This window comes from Paenibacillus sp. FSL R7-0331, from assembly GCF_000758645.1.
GTDB classification, from domain to species: domain Bacteria; phylum Bacillota; class Bacilli; order Paenibacillales; family Paenibacillaceae; genus Paenibacillus_AQ; species Paenibacillus_AQ camerounensis.
In genome coordinates this window covers 4,612,355-4,629,089 of sequence record NZ_CP009284.1, presented here as the reverse complement: position 1 = coordinate 4,629,089, position 16,735 = coordinate 4,612,355, and the positions used below count along the sequence as shown (strand labels likewise).

Sequence of the window (16,735 nt, the reverse complement as noted above, 5' to 3'; positions counted from 1 at the left end):
AGCAGCTTAACCTCCCTTTTCAATTTTGTAGCCAACGCCCCATACCGTCTTCAGATATTTCGGCTGGCGCGGGTTATCTTCGATTTTTTCCCTAATTTTGCGGATATGCACCATCAGCGTATTATTGCTGTCCAGATACTGCTCCTTCCAGACCTTGGAGTAAATCTGTTCCATGCTCAGTACTTGTCCGCTGTTGCGGGCCAGCAGCTCAAGTATGGCGAATTCCCGCGGTGTCAGCTTGACCGGCTGGCCTTCTACACTAACCTCATGTGTGGCGGAGTTAACTGCCAGCCCGTCGATAATCATCCCGCTGTCTTTGGCGGCGGCGTCACCCAGATAGCTTCTTGTCCGGCGCAGCTGTGATTTGATGCGGGCAACCAGCTCCAGCGGACTGAACGGCTTGGTGACATAATCGTCAGCGCCCACACTGAGCCCGGTGATTTTATCCAGCTCCTGTCCTTTGGCGGACAGCATAATGATCGGGAATTTACGGGTTTCGCGGATTTTGATGCAGGCCTCCAGCCCGTCCATTTCCGGCATCATAATGTCAAGCACCATCAAATCAATGGTTTCTCTGCTGACAATGTCCAGCGCCTCCAGCCCGGTCCTTGCAGTCAGCAGCCTGTAGCCCTCGTGCTCCAGATAAATCTGCATTAATTTGATAATCTCCGCCTCATCATCCACGAGCAGCAGTGTTCCGTTATTCATGGTTCAACATCCTTTCCTGCGTATCCGTGCAGCCTTGCTTTGCATACCTGAATTATACATGATCTGCCGCCGCCTGTTCATTGTAGTCCGGGAATCTTAACGCCGGCAGGAGAGCATCTGTACAAAAGCTTAATTTATTCTTAACAAATCTTCAGATTTAGCAGTTCAGGGACTTGCTTATTGGTCATTTGCTGCGGTAATGCTATAATAACTAAAATTCAATGATCGGGGGAAATGGAATGTGGAAGGAATTTAAAAGCTTCGCCATCAAGGGGAATGTGCTGGATCTGGCAGTTGCCGTAGTCATCGGGGCGGCATTCGGTAAAATTGTATCCTCGCTGGTTGCCGACATTATTATGCCTCTTGTGGGCTTGCTTAGCGGCGGGATTAATCTGGAAAAGCTTACTTTTACTTATCAGGATGTTGTAGTGAAATACGGAATGTTCCTGCAGAGTGTGGTGGATTTCTTTATTATTTCGTTCTCGATTTTTATGGTGGTCAAGCTGGCCAACCGGTTTAAGCACAAGGAGACGGTAAAAGTTGAGGTTGTAGAGACTCCGGCACCGGGTCCGGAGATTGTCCTGCTGACGGAAATCCGCGATCTGCTGAAAGTGAATAAGCAGGGAGAGGTGTAGCGGTAGGGTGCTGGCTATGCTATAACGCTGCTGTGCTTAATTATCTGCTATTGATAAAGCTGAAGGGCGGCGGGTACATCAACCGGCACTCCTAAGATAGCTGCAACTGAGGCCTGCCGGACAGGAGCGGTTAAGCCGTCGGCATTCAGTACCCGCTTGCTTTTTTTACCGTATAGTGCTAACTTTATTTTAGTCAGTATTGCTGGCTGTGCTATCATAGGTACTTAATTTCATACTGGTTTGATCCTTCAGGGCAGGGTGTAATTCCCTACCGGCGGTGATGTCACTGTTCAATGGCTGTTACAGCCTTAACGTGCTTAGTCCGCTACCCGCGCTGTATCTTGTGATACAGACGGTGGACCCGGTGCAATTCCGGGACCGACAGTATAGTCTGGATGGAAGAAGGAGAGAATAACGTACTGCCCCTGAACGGGCAGGCATACTGGTGTATTTCATAATATATTGTGCGAACTTTCACAAAGGTTGGTGAAAGGGTTTATTTACGCACCATTTTATTTGAATTGCCGGCAAACTCTCGTATATCCCGTCTTGAACTCCGCCTGGAGATTGAGACGGGTTTTTCTGTTTTTTTACTGAAGGCAACACAGCAGAGATTGGAGGCAGATCATGGATATCATGAATGATGAGTTTTACATGTCGCTTGCGCTGGACATGGCGGAAAGAGCGCAGGGGCAGACGGGGATTAACCCGGTTGTCGGCTGTGTCGTCGTAAAGGACGGGGCCGTGATTGGCCTGGGCACACATCTGCAGCGCGGCACCGGCCATGCTGAGGTGCATGCGCTGAATATGGCCGCAGGCAAGGCACAGGGAAGCACCGCCTATGTCACGCTTGAGCCGTGCAGCCATTACGGCAAGACGCCGCCGTGCAGCCAGCGTCTGATTGACGAAGGGGTTACCCGGGTGGTGGTTGCCTGTGAAGACCCTAATCCGCAGGTGGCAGGCCGGGGCTTTGAAATGCTGCGCGAAGCGGGGATCGATGTTGAAGTCGGGATACTGCGTAGCCGTGCTTTGCGTCTCAATGAGCGGTTTATCAAGTATATTTTGACGAAGCAGCCGTTTGTAACCCTGAAGAGTGCCAGCACGCTGGACGGCAAGCTTGCCACGAAGACCGGTGACAGCAAATGGATATCGAACGGACAGGCAAGGGAAATTGTACATACGCTGCGCCATCGTCATCAGGGGATTATGGTAGGTGTAGGCACGGTAATTGCGGATAATCCTTCGCTCACTACGCGCCTCGAGGTTCCCGGACTACATCCGGTGCGCATCGTAATTGACTCCGCCCTGCGGACTCCGCTGGATGCGAATGTGGTCGCCGACGGGCAGGCGCCGACGATTATTGTGGCAACAGCAGCGGCCGACCCGGCCCGCAGAGCGGCGCTGGAAGCGGCAGGCGTTACAGTCGTAATCAGCGGAGAAGGGCCACGGGTAGATTTGAAGGACGCGATGGTCAAGCTCGGCGAGATGGAGATCAGCTCCATTCTCCTTGAGGGCGGCGGAACGCTGAACGGTGCGATGCTGGAGAGCGGGCTGGTTGACCGGGTGGTTCTGTTCTATGCGCCGAAGATTGTCGGCGGCGGATCAGAGTCTCCGGGAACCTTCGATTTCCCGGGCGTGGCGCTGATGAAGGACGCAATCACGCTGGAGGGATTGGAAGTCGAAGTGCTCGGGGATAATGTCTGTATCAGCGGGACTCCGGTGCGTTAATAGGAGAAGTGCTTCCGAGGCCAGTTTTGTCCGAAGTAATTTTCACAGTAGTATTCCTAACAAAACTTTCAGGAGGGGATAATATGTTCACCGGATTGATCGAGGAGATCGGTGTGCTGCGCGGTGTCAGCAGCGGCGGTGAGATGATGGTGCTGAGCATCGGCGCCTCGCTGATTATGAGTGATCTCAAAATCGGCGACAGCGTGGCCGTCAACGGAGTCTGCCTGACTGCTACCTCGGTTAGCGAGCATTCTTTTACCGTAGACGTCATGCCGCAGACTTACCGTAACAGCAACCTTAAGGAGCTGCGCAGCGGAAGCCGGATGAATCTGGAGCGGGCAATGGCTGCCGGCGGCCGATTTGGCGGCCATATCGTCCAGGGACACGTGGACGGCACTGGCGAGATCCGCAGTGTCAAGCGTGACCAGAATGCGGTCGTGTTCGAAATTACGCCGGACCGCAATTCCCTGTTCAAATATATTATCCCCAAGGGCTCCATTACACTTGACGGCATCAGTCTTACCGTAGTGAATACATCATCCGCTGCATTCAGCGTATCCATTATCCCGCATACACTCGGTGAAACGGTGCTTACCCATAAGCGGCCGGGTGACAGCATCAATATTGAATGTGATGTGCTCGGCAAATATGTCGATCATCTGCTGCATTACAGGGGCGCAGGCAGTGAGGAAGAAGAGAGCAGTTCCAGGATCAGCCGTGATTTTCTGGCGGCGAACGGATTTGTATAACAGGCCGTAACGGCTGCGCTGCCCAGAATGGGACGGTATCCGAATGTGCGGGAACTAATAAGCATAAAGCGATCAGGAGGACAGAATAATGAGCGAGCATAACAAGCAGGACAGTGTCCTGGACCCTGTTGAAGAGGCCATATATGATCTGATGCGCGGTAAGGTGATTATCGTGGTCGATGACGAGGACCGTGAGAATGAGGGGGACTTCGTTGCCCTGGCCGAACGGGCTACGCCTGAAGTTATTAATTTCATGATTACAGAGGGCCGCGGCCTGGTCTGCGTGCCAATTACCGCAGAGCGTGCAGAAGAGCTGGATCTGCAGCCGATGGTGACCACGAACACCGACAATCACGGCACTGCTTTTACCGTATCGGTTGATCATGTCAGCACAACTACCGGAATTTCAGCCGGAGAGCGTTCCCAGACGATCAAGGCTTTGATGGATCCGGATGCGAAGCCGTCCGATTTCCGCAGACCGGGGCATATGTTCCCGCTCATTGCCAAAAAAGGCGGTGTGCTGCGCCGCTCCGGCCATACAGAGGCTGCTGTCGATCTGGCCCGCATGTGCGGCTCTTATCCGGCCGGCGTTATCTGTGAAGTGGTTAAGGTCGACGGCACGATGGCCCGCCTGCCTGATCTTGTAGAAATTGCGAAGAAGCATGATCTCAAGCTGATCAGCATCCAGGATCTGATTCATTACCGCAACGAGAAGGAAAACCTGGTTACCCGTGAAGTATCGGTGAATCTGCCGACTGACTTCGGCATCTTCCAGACTATCGCCTACACGAACGAAGTGGACGATAAGGAGCATGTCGCCCTGGTGAAAGGGGATATCTCCGGTGATGAGCCGGTGCTCGTGCGTGTCCATTCCGAATGTCTGACCGGCGATGTGTTTCATTCGCACCGCTGTGATTGCGGGCCGCAATTTGAAGCGGCGCTGCGCCAGATCGAAGATGCGGGGAGGGGCGTACTGCTCTATATGCGTCAGGAAGGCAGAGGCATCGGCCTGATTAACAAGCTGCGGGCGTATAAGCTGCAGGAGGAAGGGCTGGATACTGTTGATGCCAACCTTAAGCTCGGTTTCCCGGCAGATCTTCGGGATTACGGGATTGGCGCGCAGATTCTGAAGGATCTGGGCATCCGCCAGATCAGGCTTCTGACCAACAATCCGCGTAAGATCAAAGGGCTGGAAGGCTATGGCCTGGAGGTTGTGGAGCGTGTGCCGATCCAGATGCCGGAGAACAAGGACAACACAGGTTATCTGCATACCAAGCAGGCAAAGCTGGGTCATCTGCTGTCTTTTGACAACATTGAACAAAATGAGGATTCGAAGGCTTGACTTTTACCATAAAATACTAACTAACCAATGAAGGGTTGATGAACGATTATGCCGAATTATTTTGAAGGACATTTAGTCTCCGAGGGATTGCGTTACGGTGTCGTTGTAGGACGTTTCAATGAATTTATTACGAGCAAGCTGCTGTCAGGCGCTTTGGATGCCTTTAAACGCCACGGTGCAGCCGACGATGAAGTGGATGTAGCCTGGGTACCGGGTGTATTCGAAATCCCGCTGATCTGCCAAAAAATGGCTGAAAGCGGTAAGTACGATGCGGTTATTGCGCTTGGAACGGTTATCCGCGGCTCCACAACCCATTATGACTATGTGTGCAACGAGGTTGCCAAGGGAGTAGCAGCTATTAATCTCAAAACCGGCGTTCCCACAATCTTTGGTGTTGTTACTACCGAGAATATTGAACAGGCGATCGAACGCTCGGGAACCAAAGCAGGCAACAAGGGCTGGGATGCAGCTACCTCCGCCATTGAGATGGCTAACCTGAACAAGCTGTTTAAGTAAGCTTTTTGGGCGGTAGGGAGAGCACCCCTCTTGACGGAATGGCAGGATTCGTGCTTAGTTATAAGTATAAGAAGAAAGCTTGGACTATAAAAAATCTTTCTACTTGTGTAGCGTCCTTTTAGCGGCGCTGCACTTTACTTTTTTTTGCAGGAGGAAATGTCGTGACTGTATTGTACAAGCTGGAGACGTTCGAAGGTCCGCTCGATCTGCTCTTGCACTTAATCGACAAAGCGGAAATCGACATCCAGGACATTCCGGTCAGCGAGATTACCGAGCAGTACATGGCCTACCTGCAGAGCATGCAGGAGCTTGAGCTGGACATTACCAGTGAATTTCTCGTCATGGCGGCTACTCTCTTGTCGATCAAGAGCAAGCTGCTGCTGCCCAAGCCGCCGGTTATCGAGATCGAGGATTTCGAATACTACGAGGATGACGGGTATGATCCGCGGGCCGAGCTGGTTGAGCGGCTGATTGAGTACCGCAAAATCAAGAGCATTGCCGTACAGCTGATGGATATGGAAAGCGAGCGCAGCCTGATTTTTACCAAAGAACCAGAGGATCTCGGACCGTTTGTGCCGGTCAACCTGGATCATACGCTCAAAGGGCTGCATACCTCCGACCTCATTGCCGCTTTCCGTAAAGCGCTGAGCAAGGCGGCAAGAAGAACCTCCTATCAGAGGATTACCCGCGATGAAATCTCGGTTAAAGACCGGATCCGTGATGTATCAGAGGCGCTGATGCGCAAAGGCATGGGCGGCAGACTGCGTTTTTCGGCGCTTTTGCACGAGAGTATGGACCGCCATGAGATCGTTACGACCTTCCTGGCTATTCTTGAGCTGATGAAGATGAAGGCGATTTTCTGCTTTCAGGAAAAATTGTTTGATGACATTGTGATGGAGTGGAGAGGAGGAGAGGAATTCAGTGGACTACAAAACGCTGAAATCAATTATTGAGGGTCTGCTGTTCCTGTCCGGGGATGAAGGGCTGTCTGTCCGGCAGATTGCTGAAATTACCGAGCAGCGTCCGGAGCTGGCGGCCAGGGCACTGGAGGAGCTGAAGGATGATTACGTGGCTCAGGAGCGAGGCCTTCAGGTAGTACAGATTGCGGGTAATTACCGGCTGGCTACGCTGCCTGACCATGCACCCTATTTCGAGCGGCTGGCGTATTCGCCGGCAAGATCTTCCTTGTCCCAGGCTGCACTTGAGACGCTGGCTATTGTGGCTTACCGCCAGCCGATTACCCGTGTTGAGATCGAGGAGATCCGCGGAGTGAAGTCTGAGCGGGCGATCCAGACGCTGAACAACAAGGATCTGATCCACGAGGTTGGACGTGCTGAAGCCGTAGGGCGGCCTATTCTGTATGGTACAACCAAATCCTTCCTGGACAGCTTCGGGCTGGCCAGCCTGAAGGAGCTGCCGGAGCCTTCAAGCTTCGATACAGCCGACAATCTGGAGGAGGAAACCCAGCTTTTGTTCAATAAGCTGGACAGCCAGATGTCCTTTGAAGATGCAGGGCAATAAAGCCATTATCCTTATCTCTATCATTGACCGTTGCTCCGGAAGGAGCAGCGGTTTTTTTTATACAATAAGAATTCCGGATTGCCCGCAAAGCGACTGAGTCAGCTCGGGTGTAAGCCTCCGCCTTGCGGGCTTATTTTGCGTTTACAGCCTATTCGGGCAAGCACAGCAGGGCCGGAGCTTTTTTTCCGGCGATGATTTGGATTTGTCCGAATGTTTTCCAGCTAACATTGCCATACTAATCCAAGGGTTCTATAAAAAGGCTGCTTGGAGGTTAATCCGTGACGTTATGGCTTGCTGTACCCTTAGCGCTGCTGCTGCTTGTAATAGTACTTGTGATGTCTTCCTCCATTCATTTTCACTTCCGTTTATGCAGAATCGGCAAGGATGACCGGATTGAATTCGATATAAAAGCTTTATTTGGCCTGGTTAAATTCCATTATGAGCTGCCCAAGCTGATCTATGAGGGAATTGCCCGCGGTGTAAGGGTTAAGCTTGAGGAGAGCGGGATTGCGCCTGTCACCAGGGAGGCCGACTCGGTTGAGCGAATTGATGATGAGACGCTGCGGGACTGGAGGGACAAACTGAAAGAGGCACTGCAGGCTACTCAGGGGCTGAAGCGCTGGATGAAAAATCTGCTATCCCATGTCCGTATTACCCGGCTTGACTGGTCTACTGATTTCTCTCTGGGTGACGCTGCTTATACAGCCACGGCTACAGGAGCGCTGTCCGGGCTGAAATGGGGCCTGGTCGGCTGGATCTCGCGTTATGTCCGCCTGCAGCGCAGTCCGCGCATGTTTGTCGTTCCTGTGTTCCGTGATGATGAGCTGTGCTTTTCTACAGAAGCTGTCTGTACAGGCAAGCTGCCGGTTTCCAGTGTTTTCTATGCGGGAATCCAGCTGCTGTGGCGTGTCATCCGGGTAAAGGGCGGGCTGTCACGCTGGATACGACTGCTTAAGAATAAAAGCTGATTCCCGCTTACGAAGCTTATGCTAAGAAACATCTTACATACAAATGCTGCGTATTGGGGATGATATCACCTGTGATCAACCTGAACAGTCTTTAAAAGCCAAAGGAGGATAATAATATGAGCGACCATCCGATTCAAGGTCTGATGCAGACGGCGATGGAAAATATCAAGGGCATGGTGGATGTAAATACGATTGTCGGAGATCCGGTGGAAACCCCGGACGGGAGTGTTATCCTGCCAATCAGTAAAGTGGCCTTCGGATTTGCTGCAGGGGGCAGCGACTTCAGAGTGGAGGACGACGGTCCCGGCGTCAACGGAAGCGGAAGCGGAGTCAAAATGCTTCCGTTCGGAGGTGGCAGCGGGGGCGGGGTATCCATCCGTCCGATTGCTTTTCTCGTAGTCGGCAGGGAAGGGGTACATATTGTGCCGCTGGATAACCAGACCCATCTGTTTGAAAAGATCATTGATGCAGCCCCGAATCTGATTGACAAAATTCAGAACATGATTCAATCCGGGACACCGGTCGGTGCCGAGATTGTAGGCGCTCCGGGCAGCAAAACGACAACGGTAAAAACGGAAACCGTGCAATCCAACTCATCAGCCCATTAATGTCCGGCAGCTTATAACCTTTGGGATACCGCCTAAACAGGGCGGTGTCCTTTTTTGCCTTCCGGGGTGGAGAAGGACATACCTGCCGGGCCACCCGCATACACTTGTACAACACAGAAGGATAGTAGAACTGAATGAAAGCCGGAGGATGAACAGAACATGAAACGATTAAAAAGGATCACTGGGAAGCCGATGTTGCTTTTGATAATGTGCATGCTGCTGGCCGTTACGGCTCCGGCTTATCCGGTCCGGGCTGAGAACGCCTCTATCTCAACACATGCCAGGGCAGCGGCGCTGATTGATGTTGAGTCCGGGAGGCTGCTATACAGCAGCCGTGGAGATGAGCCAATGCTAATTGCCAGCCTGACCAAGATCATGACGGCTATAGTGGCTATAGAGAACGGGGATTTGGCTTCCGAAGTAAAGGTGGGCAAAAATGCTTTTGCCAAGGAAGGCTCCTCGCTGTACCTGAAGCAGGGGGAAGAGATGCTGCTGGAGGATATGCTGTACGGCCTGATGCTGCGCTCGGGAAATGATGCAGCCACAGCCATTGCCGAGCATGTGGGCGGATCAGAGCAGGGTTTCGTCTACATGATGAATGCCAAGGCGGAAGAGCTGGGGCTGAAGAATAGCCACTTTGCCAATCCGCACGGGCTGGATGCAGAAGGCCATTATTCCAGTGCCAATGACATGGCTGTGCTGACCGCATATGCAATGCATAATCCTGTATTCAAAGAGATTGTGAAGACACAAGAGAAGACAGCAGACAACCCTTATGAGAAATGGGACTACAAATGGGCCAATAAGAACAAAATGCTGCGCTTGTACGAAGGGGCCGACGGCGTTAAAACCGGCTACACCAAAAAAGCGCTGCGCTGCCTGGTCAGCTCCGCTACCCGCGGCGGCCAGCAGCTGGTTGCGGTGACGCTGAATGACGGCAACGACTGGAATGATCATGCGGCGCTGCTGAATTTCGGGTTCAATCATTATCCGCTAAAAACTTTAATTGAGCGCGGCGAGGGCATCAGCGGCTACAGCTTCCTGACGTCGAGGAAATTTGCCTATCCGCTCGGCCAGGGCGAGGAGGCCAGAATTACAACAAAGCTGGTGCTCAGTGAGGAGCCCGCCACGGGAACGGCAGTCCGCACCAGCAGCTTCGGACTGAAGGGAGCTGTAGTGCTGCAGCTGGGCGGGAAGGAAATCGGCCGGGTACCGGTCTATGAGCCCAATCAGCTGCCGCCTGAAGAATCACAGTATATGAAGCGATACAGCACGGCCGGAACTGCCGCTGCCTATCCGGCAAGCAACTGGCTGCAGGCACTGGGAAGTGCGCTACGGGCACTGCTGCAGATGGGAAGATAATTAGAGGTCCGGGATTATAGGGCAGGGGAGGGACCGGGATGATTAATGGAATCTGGCTAGGAATGATCGTGATTGGCTTTATATTTGCTGCCGTAAACGGCCGGATGGATGCATTTACGGCAGCTGTCTTTGACGGCGCCAAAAACGGGGTTACGGTAAGCTTTGGCCTGATCAGTGTGCTGGTATTCTGGATGGGGATGATGCGGGTAGCCGAGGACGCGGGGCTTCTGCGCAAAATTGCCAGACTGCTCGGGCCGGTGGTAGGCTTCCTGTTTCCGGATGTGCCGAAGGGCCATCCGGCAATCGGCTATATTCTCTCTAATATGAGCGCTAACCTGCTGGGCCTGGGCAATGCTGCAACTCCAATGGGGATAAAAGCGATGCAGGAGCTGCAGACGCTGAACCCTGACAAGGAGACAGCGACCCCGGCCATGTGCACCTTGCTCGCATTGAATACAGCCAGTATAACGCTAATTCCGGCTACACTGATTGCGATCCGGCTCAATTACGGCTCAGCTGATCCGGCCGGGATTGTCGGTACGACGCTGGCGGCAACCGCCGTAGCGACACTGGCTGCGATTGGCGCGGACAGGCTAATGCGCAGGCTGACGCTGCTGCGCAAGCCGCCGAAGCCGCCCGCCGTAAGGACGGGAGATCCGTCCGGAGGGAGCCCCGGGCTCCCGCATACCTCGATGAAAGGGTGAGCCGAGCTTGTTACACCTAATCAGCCTCATCTCAGCCTGGGCGATCCCGGTCATGATCACCTTTATTCCGCTGTATGCTTTTACACGTAAGGTTCCAGTGTATGAATCCTTTGTCGAAGGTGCTAAAGACGGCTTCAGCACAGCGATTGCCATCATTCCGCATCTGGTCGGCATGCTTGTCGCCATCAGCGTATTCCGGGCCTCCGGAGCTCTGGATTTCCTGATGGGTTTTATCGCTCCTGCGCTGGAAGGGCTCGGTGTGCCTCCGGAGGTGCTGCCGCTCGGCCTGCTGCGGCCGCTGACCGGTACCGGTTCACTGGCCTATACAACCGACCTGATCCGCGTCCACGGGCCGGATTCCCTGATCGGCATGATTGCGTCCACCATTCAGGGAAGCACAGACACAACATTGTATGTGCTGACAGTCTATTTCGGCGCAGTCGGTATTCGTAACGGCCGTTATGCGCTCAAGGTCGGCCTGTTCTCCGACATTGTCGGCTTCATCGCGGCTATTGCCGTATGTTTACTGGTTTTTGGATAAGCCGGTGTGTACCCCTGCATAAGAATTTGAAATTCCGGAATTGCTGTGTTAGGATAGGAGTAATTGAATAATCCTTAAATTCATCGTTTAATGGATTGTTACTGGCCGGGCCAGGCAAAACCTAAACTGATGGTAAAGCATTTGTCTACTCTTTTTGGAGGGCGGCAAATTTCTTTACTAACGGTTTAGGTTTTTCTTGTTTTCGGGCATCCTACTCATAAAATTACAGAAAGAGGTTATGTTCATGGCTAAAGCAATAACAGAATTCCCGCACAACTTTTTGTGGGGCGGCGCTACGGCGGCTAACCAGCTTGAGGGCGGTTTTGACTTGGACGGCAAAGGCTTGTCTACTGCCGATATGATTGCCCATGTGCCGAAGGCGCTGCGTAAAGGGGATCACTCGATGGAGATTTCCTCGGAGCGCATTGCCGAGATTCTGGCGGGAGACCTCAGCGAGCGGTTTCCAAAACGCGAAGGTGTGGATTTCTACCACCGTTATAAAGAGGATATTGCCCTGTTCGCTGAAATGGGCTTTAAGGTATTCCGCATGTCGATCAACTGGGCGCGTATTTTCCCGAACGGTGATGACGCCGAGCCGAACGAAGCAGGCTTGCAATTCTACGACAATGTGTTCGACGAGCTGCTGAAATACGGTATTGAGCCGCTGGTAACGCTGTCCCATTATGAAACTCCGCTTGGCCTGACCCTGAAGTATAACGGATGGGCCAGCCGTGAAGTAATCGGGCATTATGTAAAATACGCCGAGACCGTGTTCACCCGCTACCGGAACAAGGTGAAATACTGGCTGACCTTTAACGAAATTAACGTAATGGTAATGAGCCCTTATACCGGCGGAGGTATTCTGTCCGACAAAACCGAGCACAAGCTGCAGACAGTCTACCAGGCGCTGCATCATCAATTTGTAGCAAGCGCGCTGGTTACGAAGCTGGGTCATGAGATCATTCCGGGTTCGCAGATCGGCTGTATGCTGGCCCGTCTTGAATCATACCCGCACACTTGTAACCCTGAAGATGTCCGTAAGAGCCAGCTGGAAAGCCAGATGAACCTATTCTTTACTGATGTGCATGCCCGCGGTGAATATCCTAACTACATGAACCGTTATTTTGCCGAAAACAATATCGTGATCGTACGCGAGCCGGGGGATGACGATATCATTGCCGCGCACACAGTCGATTTCATTTCCTTCAGCTATTACATGACACTTACTGTAACAGCCGGACCGGAAGGGGACGTGACAGGAGGCAACCTGATCGGCGGCGTCAAAAACCCGTATCTTGAAGCTTCCGACTGGGGCTGGCAGATCGATCCTGTAGGCCTGCGCGTTACGCTGAACACCTTGTATGACCGGTACCGGAAGCCTCTCTTTATTGTAGAGAACGGACTCGGCGCCATCGACCGTGTTGAGGCTGACGGTTCTATCCATGATACTTACCGCATCGACTACCTGAAGCAGCATATTATTCAGATGAAAGAAGCAGTCAAGGACGGTGTGGAGCTGATGGGTTATACGGCCTGGGGTCCGATTGACCTGGTGAGCATGTCCACTTCGGAAATGTCCAAGCGTTACGGATTCATTTATGTCGACCTGGATGATGAGGGCAAGGGTACACTCAAACGCAGCAAAAAGGATTCTTTTGACTGGTACAAAAAGGTAATCGAATCGAACGGCGAAGTATTATAAAACGTTTTCATTTTAACGTTGTCAATCTGAGGACAATGTGATAATATGCATATACGGGAAAACTAAAACTGGATTGTTACTGAACTTTCAGGCAAAACCAGAAGCTGGCATTATGTGCCTGTTTTGGTTTTGCCTTTTTACTACTCTGACGGCGTAAGGTGATGGGATGAAAATTGAGAAGGTGCTCAACAATAATGTCGTGACCGTGCTGGATGCCAGCCAGAATGAGCTGGTTATCATGGGACGGGGGATTGCCTTCAAGAAGCATACCGGCGATAGTCTTGATGAGACCAAGATAGAAAAGGTATTCTCACTGGATAACAAAGAAGTCTCGCAAAAGCTTATGACGCTGCTGTCGGATATTCCAATTGAATATGTTGAATGCTCCGATGAAGTGATCCGCTATGCGGAGACGGTTCTGGGCGATAAGCTCCACGACAGTGTGTACATCTCGCTTACAGACCATATCCATTTCGCCATTGACCGGCACCGCCAGGGGCTTCAGCTTAAGAATGCGCTGCTGTGGGAGATCAAGAGAATGTACCGTAAGGAGTTCTCGATCGGCCTAAAAGCGCTGCAAATTATTGAAGACCGGCTCGGCGTATTGTTGCCGGAAGACGAGTGCGCTTTCATTGCAATGCATCTGGTTAATGCCCAGCTGAACGGGGAGATGCGTGAAACGGTCAGCATCACGAATATTGTGAAGGATATTTCCAATATTGTGAGGCGCAGCTTTTTGATTGAGCTGGATGAGGAGTCATTAAGCTATTACCGCTTTCTGACTCACCTGAAATTCTTTGCCCAGCGGGTGGTTCGCGGTTCACCGGTTGACGACAGGGACAGGGATCATGCACTGCACGATCTTGTCCGTGTGCAATACCCGGAGGCTTATGCCTGCGCAGCAAAAATTGCGGATTATACCCGCAAGATCTACAAACGGAATTTGTCCAAGGAAGAAATTTTGTACATGACGATTCACATTGAACGGATTGTCAGAAGTGAAGAGACAACAGAATAAGAGCAAGCAAGACGGGATTGTTACTCTAAGCAGGCAAAACCTAAACGCTGAATAGTATAAGCGGCATTATCGCGATACTATGGGTGTTTAGGTTTTTTTGTTCCAAAAAACTCGGAATTAAAGGAGCACATTGAGATGGATAAAACAGCACTCTCCAAGGATATATTGAAGCTGGTGGGCGGGGAAGAGAATATCGAACAGGTTACCCACTGTATGACCCGCTTGCGTTTCAACCTTAATGACAATAAGAAGGCGGATAAAGCGGCACTGCAGAAAACGGATGGCGTTATGGGTGTAATGATCAACGGGGGCCAGTTCCAGGTTATCATCGGTAACGATGTGCCGGTCGTATATAACGAGCTGGTAAAGAATATGAAGGGCGCTCCCGAGGGAAAAGTAAGCTCGTCCTCAGCTGATGCCGGAGACAAGAAGAAAAAGAGTGTCCTGAGCAGCATTCTTGATTTCATCTCCGGAAGCTTCACACCGATTCTGCCGGCTATTACCGGCGCAGGGATGATCAAAGGGATTATTGCCCTGCTGGTAGCTCTGGGCTGGATGGGCAGCACCAGTTCAACCTATGTTATTCTTTCGGCCATCGGCGACGGCGCATTTTACTTCCTGCCGATTATTCTGGCGGTAAGTGCCGCCCGTAAGCTGGGCAGTAATATGTATATTGGCGCTGCAATCGGTGCAGCTATTCTGCACCCCACGATAACCACGCTGCTGGGCGCAGGTGAACCGGTTACTTTTGCCAGCCTGCCGGTTGTTGCAGCAACGTACTCCTCGTCGGTTATTCCGATCATCATTGCCGTATGGCTGGCTTCCTATGTGGAAAAAGCGGTCGATAAAGTTACACATGCATCGCTTAAGCTGATTATTGTTCCGACCGTTACACTGCTCGTAATTGTACCGCTGACCCTGATTGCTGTTGGTCCGATTGGTGTTATCGTAGGTAATGGCCTGACCGACGGGATTTCCTGGCTGTTTGATAATACAGGATTGTTTGCAGGTCTGCTGCTGGGCGGTACAATGTCCCTGCTGATCATTACAGGAATGCACTATGCACTGATCCCGATTATGATCGGATCGATTGCCACGCTGGGATATGACTACATGATTCCGATCATGATGGTTGCCAACTTTGCCCAGGCCGGTGCGACCTTTGGTGTGTATCTGAAAACGAAGAACAGCAAGCTGAAGCCGCTGGCGCTCTCTACGAGCGTTACTGCGATGATGGGGATTACCGAGCCGGCAATGTATGGTGTAAATATGCGGTTCAAAAAGCCGTTTATCGCTGCATTGATCGGTGGAGCTGCCGGCGGCGCATTCCTGAGCCTGTTCAAGGTTAAAGCTTATGTTATCGGCGGTCTGGCCGGGTTATCAGGGATTCCGATGGTACTAGGTGCAACGTTTGTCTACTCATTGATCGGATTTGCAATCGGTATTGTTGTAGCTGCAGTTGCAACTTACATTATGGGCTTTGAAGATGAGCCTGAAGCTGCTGCGGCAGCAGCGTCTGCCGCAACTGCCTCTGTGAACTCAGCTGTAATTGCTGATGCACTGGAAGCAGAAGCTGCTCTTAAGGTTACCGAGGATATCTATAGCCCGATTACAGGTGAAGTGAAGCCGCTTAGTGAAGTGAACGATCCGGCATTTTCCGAAGAAATTATGGGTAAGGGATTTGCGATTCAGCCATCGGAAGGACGCGTAGTATCTCCTGTAAACGGTACAGTGTTCTCCTTATCGAAGAGCGGACATGCCATTGGCCTGGTCAGCGACAACGGCGCTGAAATGCTGATTCACATCGGTATTGATACCGTGAAGCTGAAAGGCCTGCATTTCTCTCCTAAGGTTACAGCCGGCACCAAAGTATCTGTCGGTGACCTGCTGATGGAATTCGACCGGGCTGAAATTGAAAAAGCAGGCTATAGCACCATTACTCCGGTAATTATCACTAATATTGCCGAGTACAGCTCCATCAAACCCGGAGGCCGTACTGCCGTGAAAGAGCAAGAGCTTCTGTATACTGTACAGGCTTAGAATATTAACAACATCATTATAATGAAGAAAAGGAGATAATCCGTTATGCAAAAGACATTCAAAATCGTTGATGAAGACGGTATTCATGCCCGTCCGGCCACCGCACTGGTAAACACAGCTACCAAATTTAAAGACACTGAGGTGTTCGCTGAAAGCGGCGGCAAGAAGGTTACCCTCAAATCAATTCTCGGCGTGCTGTCGCTCGGCCTTGAGCCCGGCGATACGCTAAGTCTGATTGCTGAAGGCGGCCAGGCTGAAGAAGCGCTGAGCGCGTTGCAGGAGGTTATGGTTAAGGAAGGGCTGGGCGAGGTTCAGGAGTAAGCTGGCTGAATGCCGCCTGCTCATGAGACTGATCTTACTGCAGACAAATGAAAAACTGGTGTTCCGATACCTGCCCTTGCAGGTATTCGGGCACCGGTTTTTTGTGTTAGCTGTACTCCGGAGTGGCGGAGACAGCTCCAGTTCCAATCAATTTATTGGAAATAATCCGCTTACATTAGGGAGGCGTGCACGTTTTTCGGATTTAGTGGGAAAAAGGCTAACTAATTTCGCTCTTTTTGCTCAAATGCAGATTCTTCGAGGATTTAAGTATG

Annotated in this window: 17 protein-coding genes and 1 riboswitch; of the genes, 16 read left to right on the top strand and 1 reads right to left on the bottom strand. The window is 51.7% G+C overall.

What is annotated here, in order from left to right:
* Positions 1–6: 6 nt before the first annotated feature.
* Positions 7–708, bottom strand: a complete 702-nt coding sequence (locus R70331_RS19965; protein WP_042178351.1) for a response regulator transcription factor — start codon at positions 706–708, stop codon at positions 7–9.
* Between the two features lie 239 nt (positions 709–947).
* On the opposite strand from R70331_RS19965, the gene mscL reads away from it, so the two are divergent.
* The 16 genes from mscL (at position 948) to R70331_RS19885 (ending at position 16,463) form a co-directional block, all read left to right on the top strand.
* Positions 948–1,343: a large conductance mechanosensitive channel protein MscL gene (gene mscL / locus R70331_RS19960; RefSeq protein ID WP_042178348.1), complete on the top strand. Its 396-nt coding sequence runs from the start codon at positions 948–950 to the stop codon at positions 1,341–1,343.
* A 240-nt stretch (positions 1,344–1,583) separates the two neighbouring features.
* A riboswitch (FMN riboswitch) is annotated at positions 1,584–1,754 on the top strand.
* A gap of 216 nt (positions 1,755–1,970) precedes the next feature.
* Entirely contained in the window at positions 1,971–3,071 is a 1,101-nt protein-coding gene (ribD, locus tag R70331_RS19955) for a bifunctional diaminohydroxyphosphoribosylaminopyrimidine deaminase/5-amino-6-(5-phosphoribosylamino)uracil reductase RibD (RefSeq protein ID WP_042178346.1), read from the top strand.
* Between the two features lie 83 nt (positions 3,072–3,154).
* Positions 3,155–3,820: a riboflavin synthase gene (locus R70331_RS19950; protein ID WP_042178344.1), complete on the top strand. Its 666-nt coding sequence runs from the start codon at positions 3,155–3,157 to the stop codon at positions 3,818–3,820.
* An 88-nt stretch (positions 3,821–3,908) separates the two neighbouring features.
* Positions 3,909–5,162: a bifunctional 3,4-dihydroxy-2-butanone-4-phosphate synthase/GTP cyclohydrolase II gene (locus R70331_RS19945; RefSeq protein WP_042178341.1), complete on the top strand. Its 1,254-nt coding sequence runs from the start codon at positions 3,909–3,911 to the stop codon at positions 5,160–5,162.
* Between the two features lie 48 nt (positions 5,163–5,210).
* Positions 5,211–5,678 (top strand): 6,7-dimethyl-8-ribityllumazine synthase, encoded by a 468-nt coding sequence (gene ribH, locus R70331_RS19940; RefSeq protein WP_042178338.1) that lies wholly within the window; start codon positions 5,211–5,213, stop codon positions 5,676–5,678.
* A 161-nt stretch (positions 5,679–5,839) separates the two neighbouring features.
* Entirely contained in the window at positions 5,840–6,631 is a 792-nt protein-coding gene (locus tag R70331_RS19935) for a segregation and condensation protein A (protein WP_042178336.1), read from the top strand.
* Positions 6,600–7,199: an SMC-Scp complex subunit ScpB gene (scpB, locus tag R70331_RS19930; RefSeq protein WP_042178334.1), complete on the top strand. Its 600-nt coding sequence runs from the start codon at positions 6,600–6,602 to the stop codon at positions 7,197–7,199. The genes R70331_RS19935 and scpB overlap by 32 nt, the downstream gene beginning before the upstream one ends.
* A gap of 278 nt (positions 7,200–7,477) precedes the next feature.
* Positions 7,478–8,167, top strand: coding sequence for a DUF2953 domain-containing protein (locus tag R70331_RS19925; protein ID WP_042178331.1), 690 nt, complete (start codon positions 7,478–7,480; stop codon positions 8,165–8,167).
* A gap of 116 nt (positions 8,168–8,283) precedes the next feature.
* Complete coding sequence (ytfJ, locus tag R70331_RS19920; protein ID WP_042178329.1) at positions 8,284–8,775, top strand: GerW family sporulation protein; 492 nt, start codon at positions 8,284–8,286, stop codon at positions 8,773–8,775.
* 159 nt (positions 8,776–8,934) lie between these two features.
* On the top strand, positions 8,935–10,137 hold the full coding sequence (locus R70331_RS19915; RefSeq protein WP_042178326.1) for a D-alanyl-D-alanine carboxypeptidase family protein: 1,203 nt from the start codon (positions 8,935–8,937) through the stop codon (positions 10,135–10,137).
* Positions 10,138–10,175: 38 nt separating this feature from the next.
* Complete coding sequence (locus R70331_RS19910) at positions 10,176–10,841, top strand: nucleoside recognition domain-containing protein (protein ID WP_042178324.1); 666 nt, start codon at positions 10,176–10,178, stop codon at positions 10,839–10,841.
* A gap of 7 nt (positions 10,842–10,848) precedes the next feature.
* Complete coding sequence (locus tag R70331_RS19905) at positions 10,849–11,382, top strand: spore maturation protein (protein ID WP_042178321.1); 534 nt, start codon at positions 10,849–10,851, stop codon at positions 11,380–11,382.
* Between the two features lie 244 nt (positions 11,383–11,626).
* On the top strand, positions 11,627–13,084 hold the full coding sequence (locus tag R70331_RS19900) for a glycoside hydrolase family 1 protein (protein ID WP_042178318.1): 1,458 nt from the start codon (positions 11,627–11,629) through the stop codon (positions 13,082–13,084).
* A gap of 166 nt (positions 13,085–13,250) precedes the next feature.
* Positions 13,251–14,102, top strand: coding sequence for a BglG family transcription antiterminator LicT (gene licT / locus R70331_RS19895; protein ID WP_042178315.1), 852 nt, complete (start codon positions 13,251–13,253; stop codon positions 14,100–14,102).
* Between the two features lie 135 nt (positions 14,103–14,237).
* On the top strand, positions 14,238–16,142 hold the full coding sequence (locus R70331_RS19890) for a beta-glucoside-specific PTS transporter subunit IIABC (RefSeq protein ID WP_042178313.1): 1,905 nt from the start codon (positions 14,238–14,240) through the stop codon (positions 16,140–16,142).
* A 45-nt stretch (positions 16,143–16,187) separates the two neighbouring features.
* Positions 16,188–16,463 (top strand): HPr family phosphocarrier protein, encoded by a 276-nt coding sequence (locus R70331_RS19885; protein WP_042178311.1) that lies wholly within the window; start codon positions 16,188–16,190, stop codon positions 16,461–16,463.
* Positions 16,464–16,735: the final 272 nt, after the last annotated feature.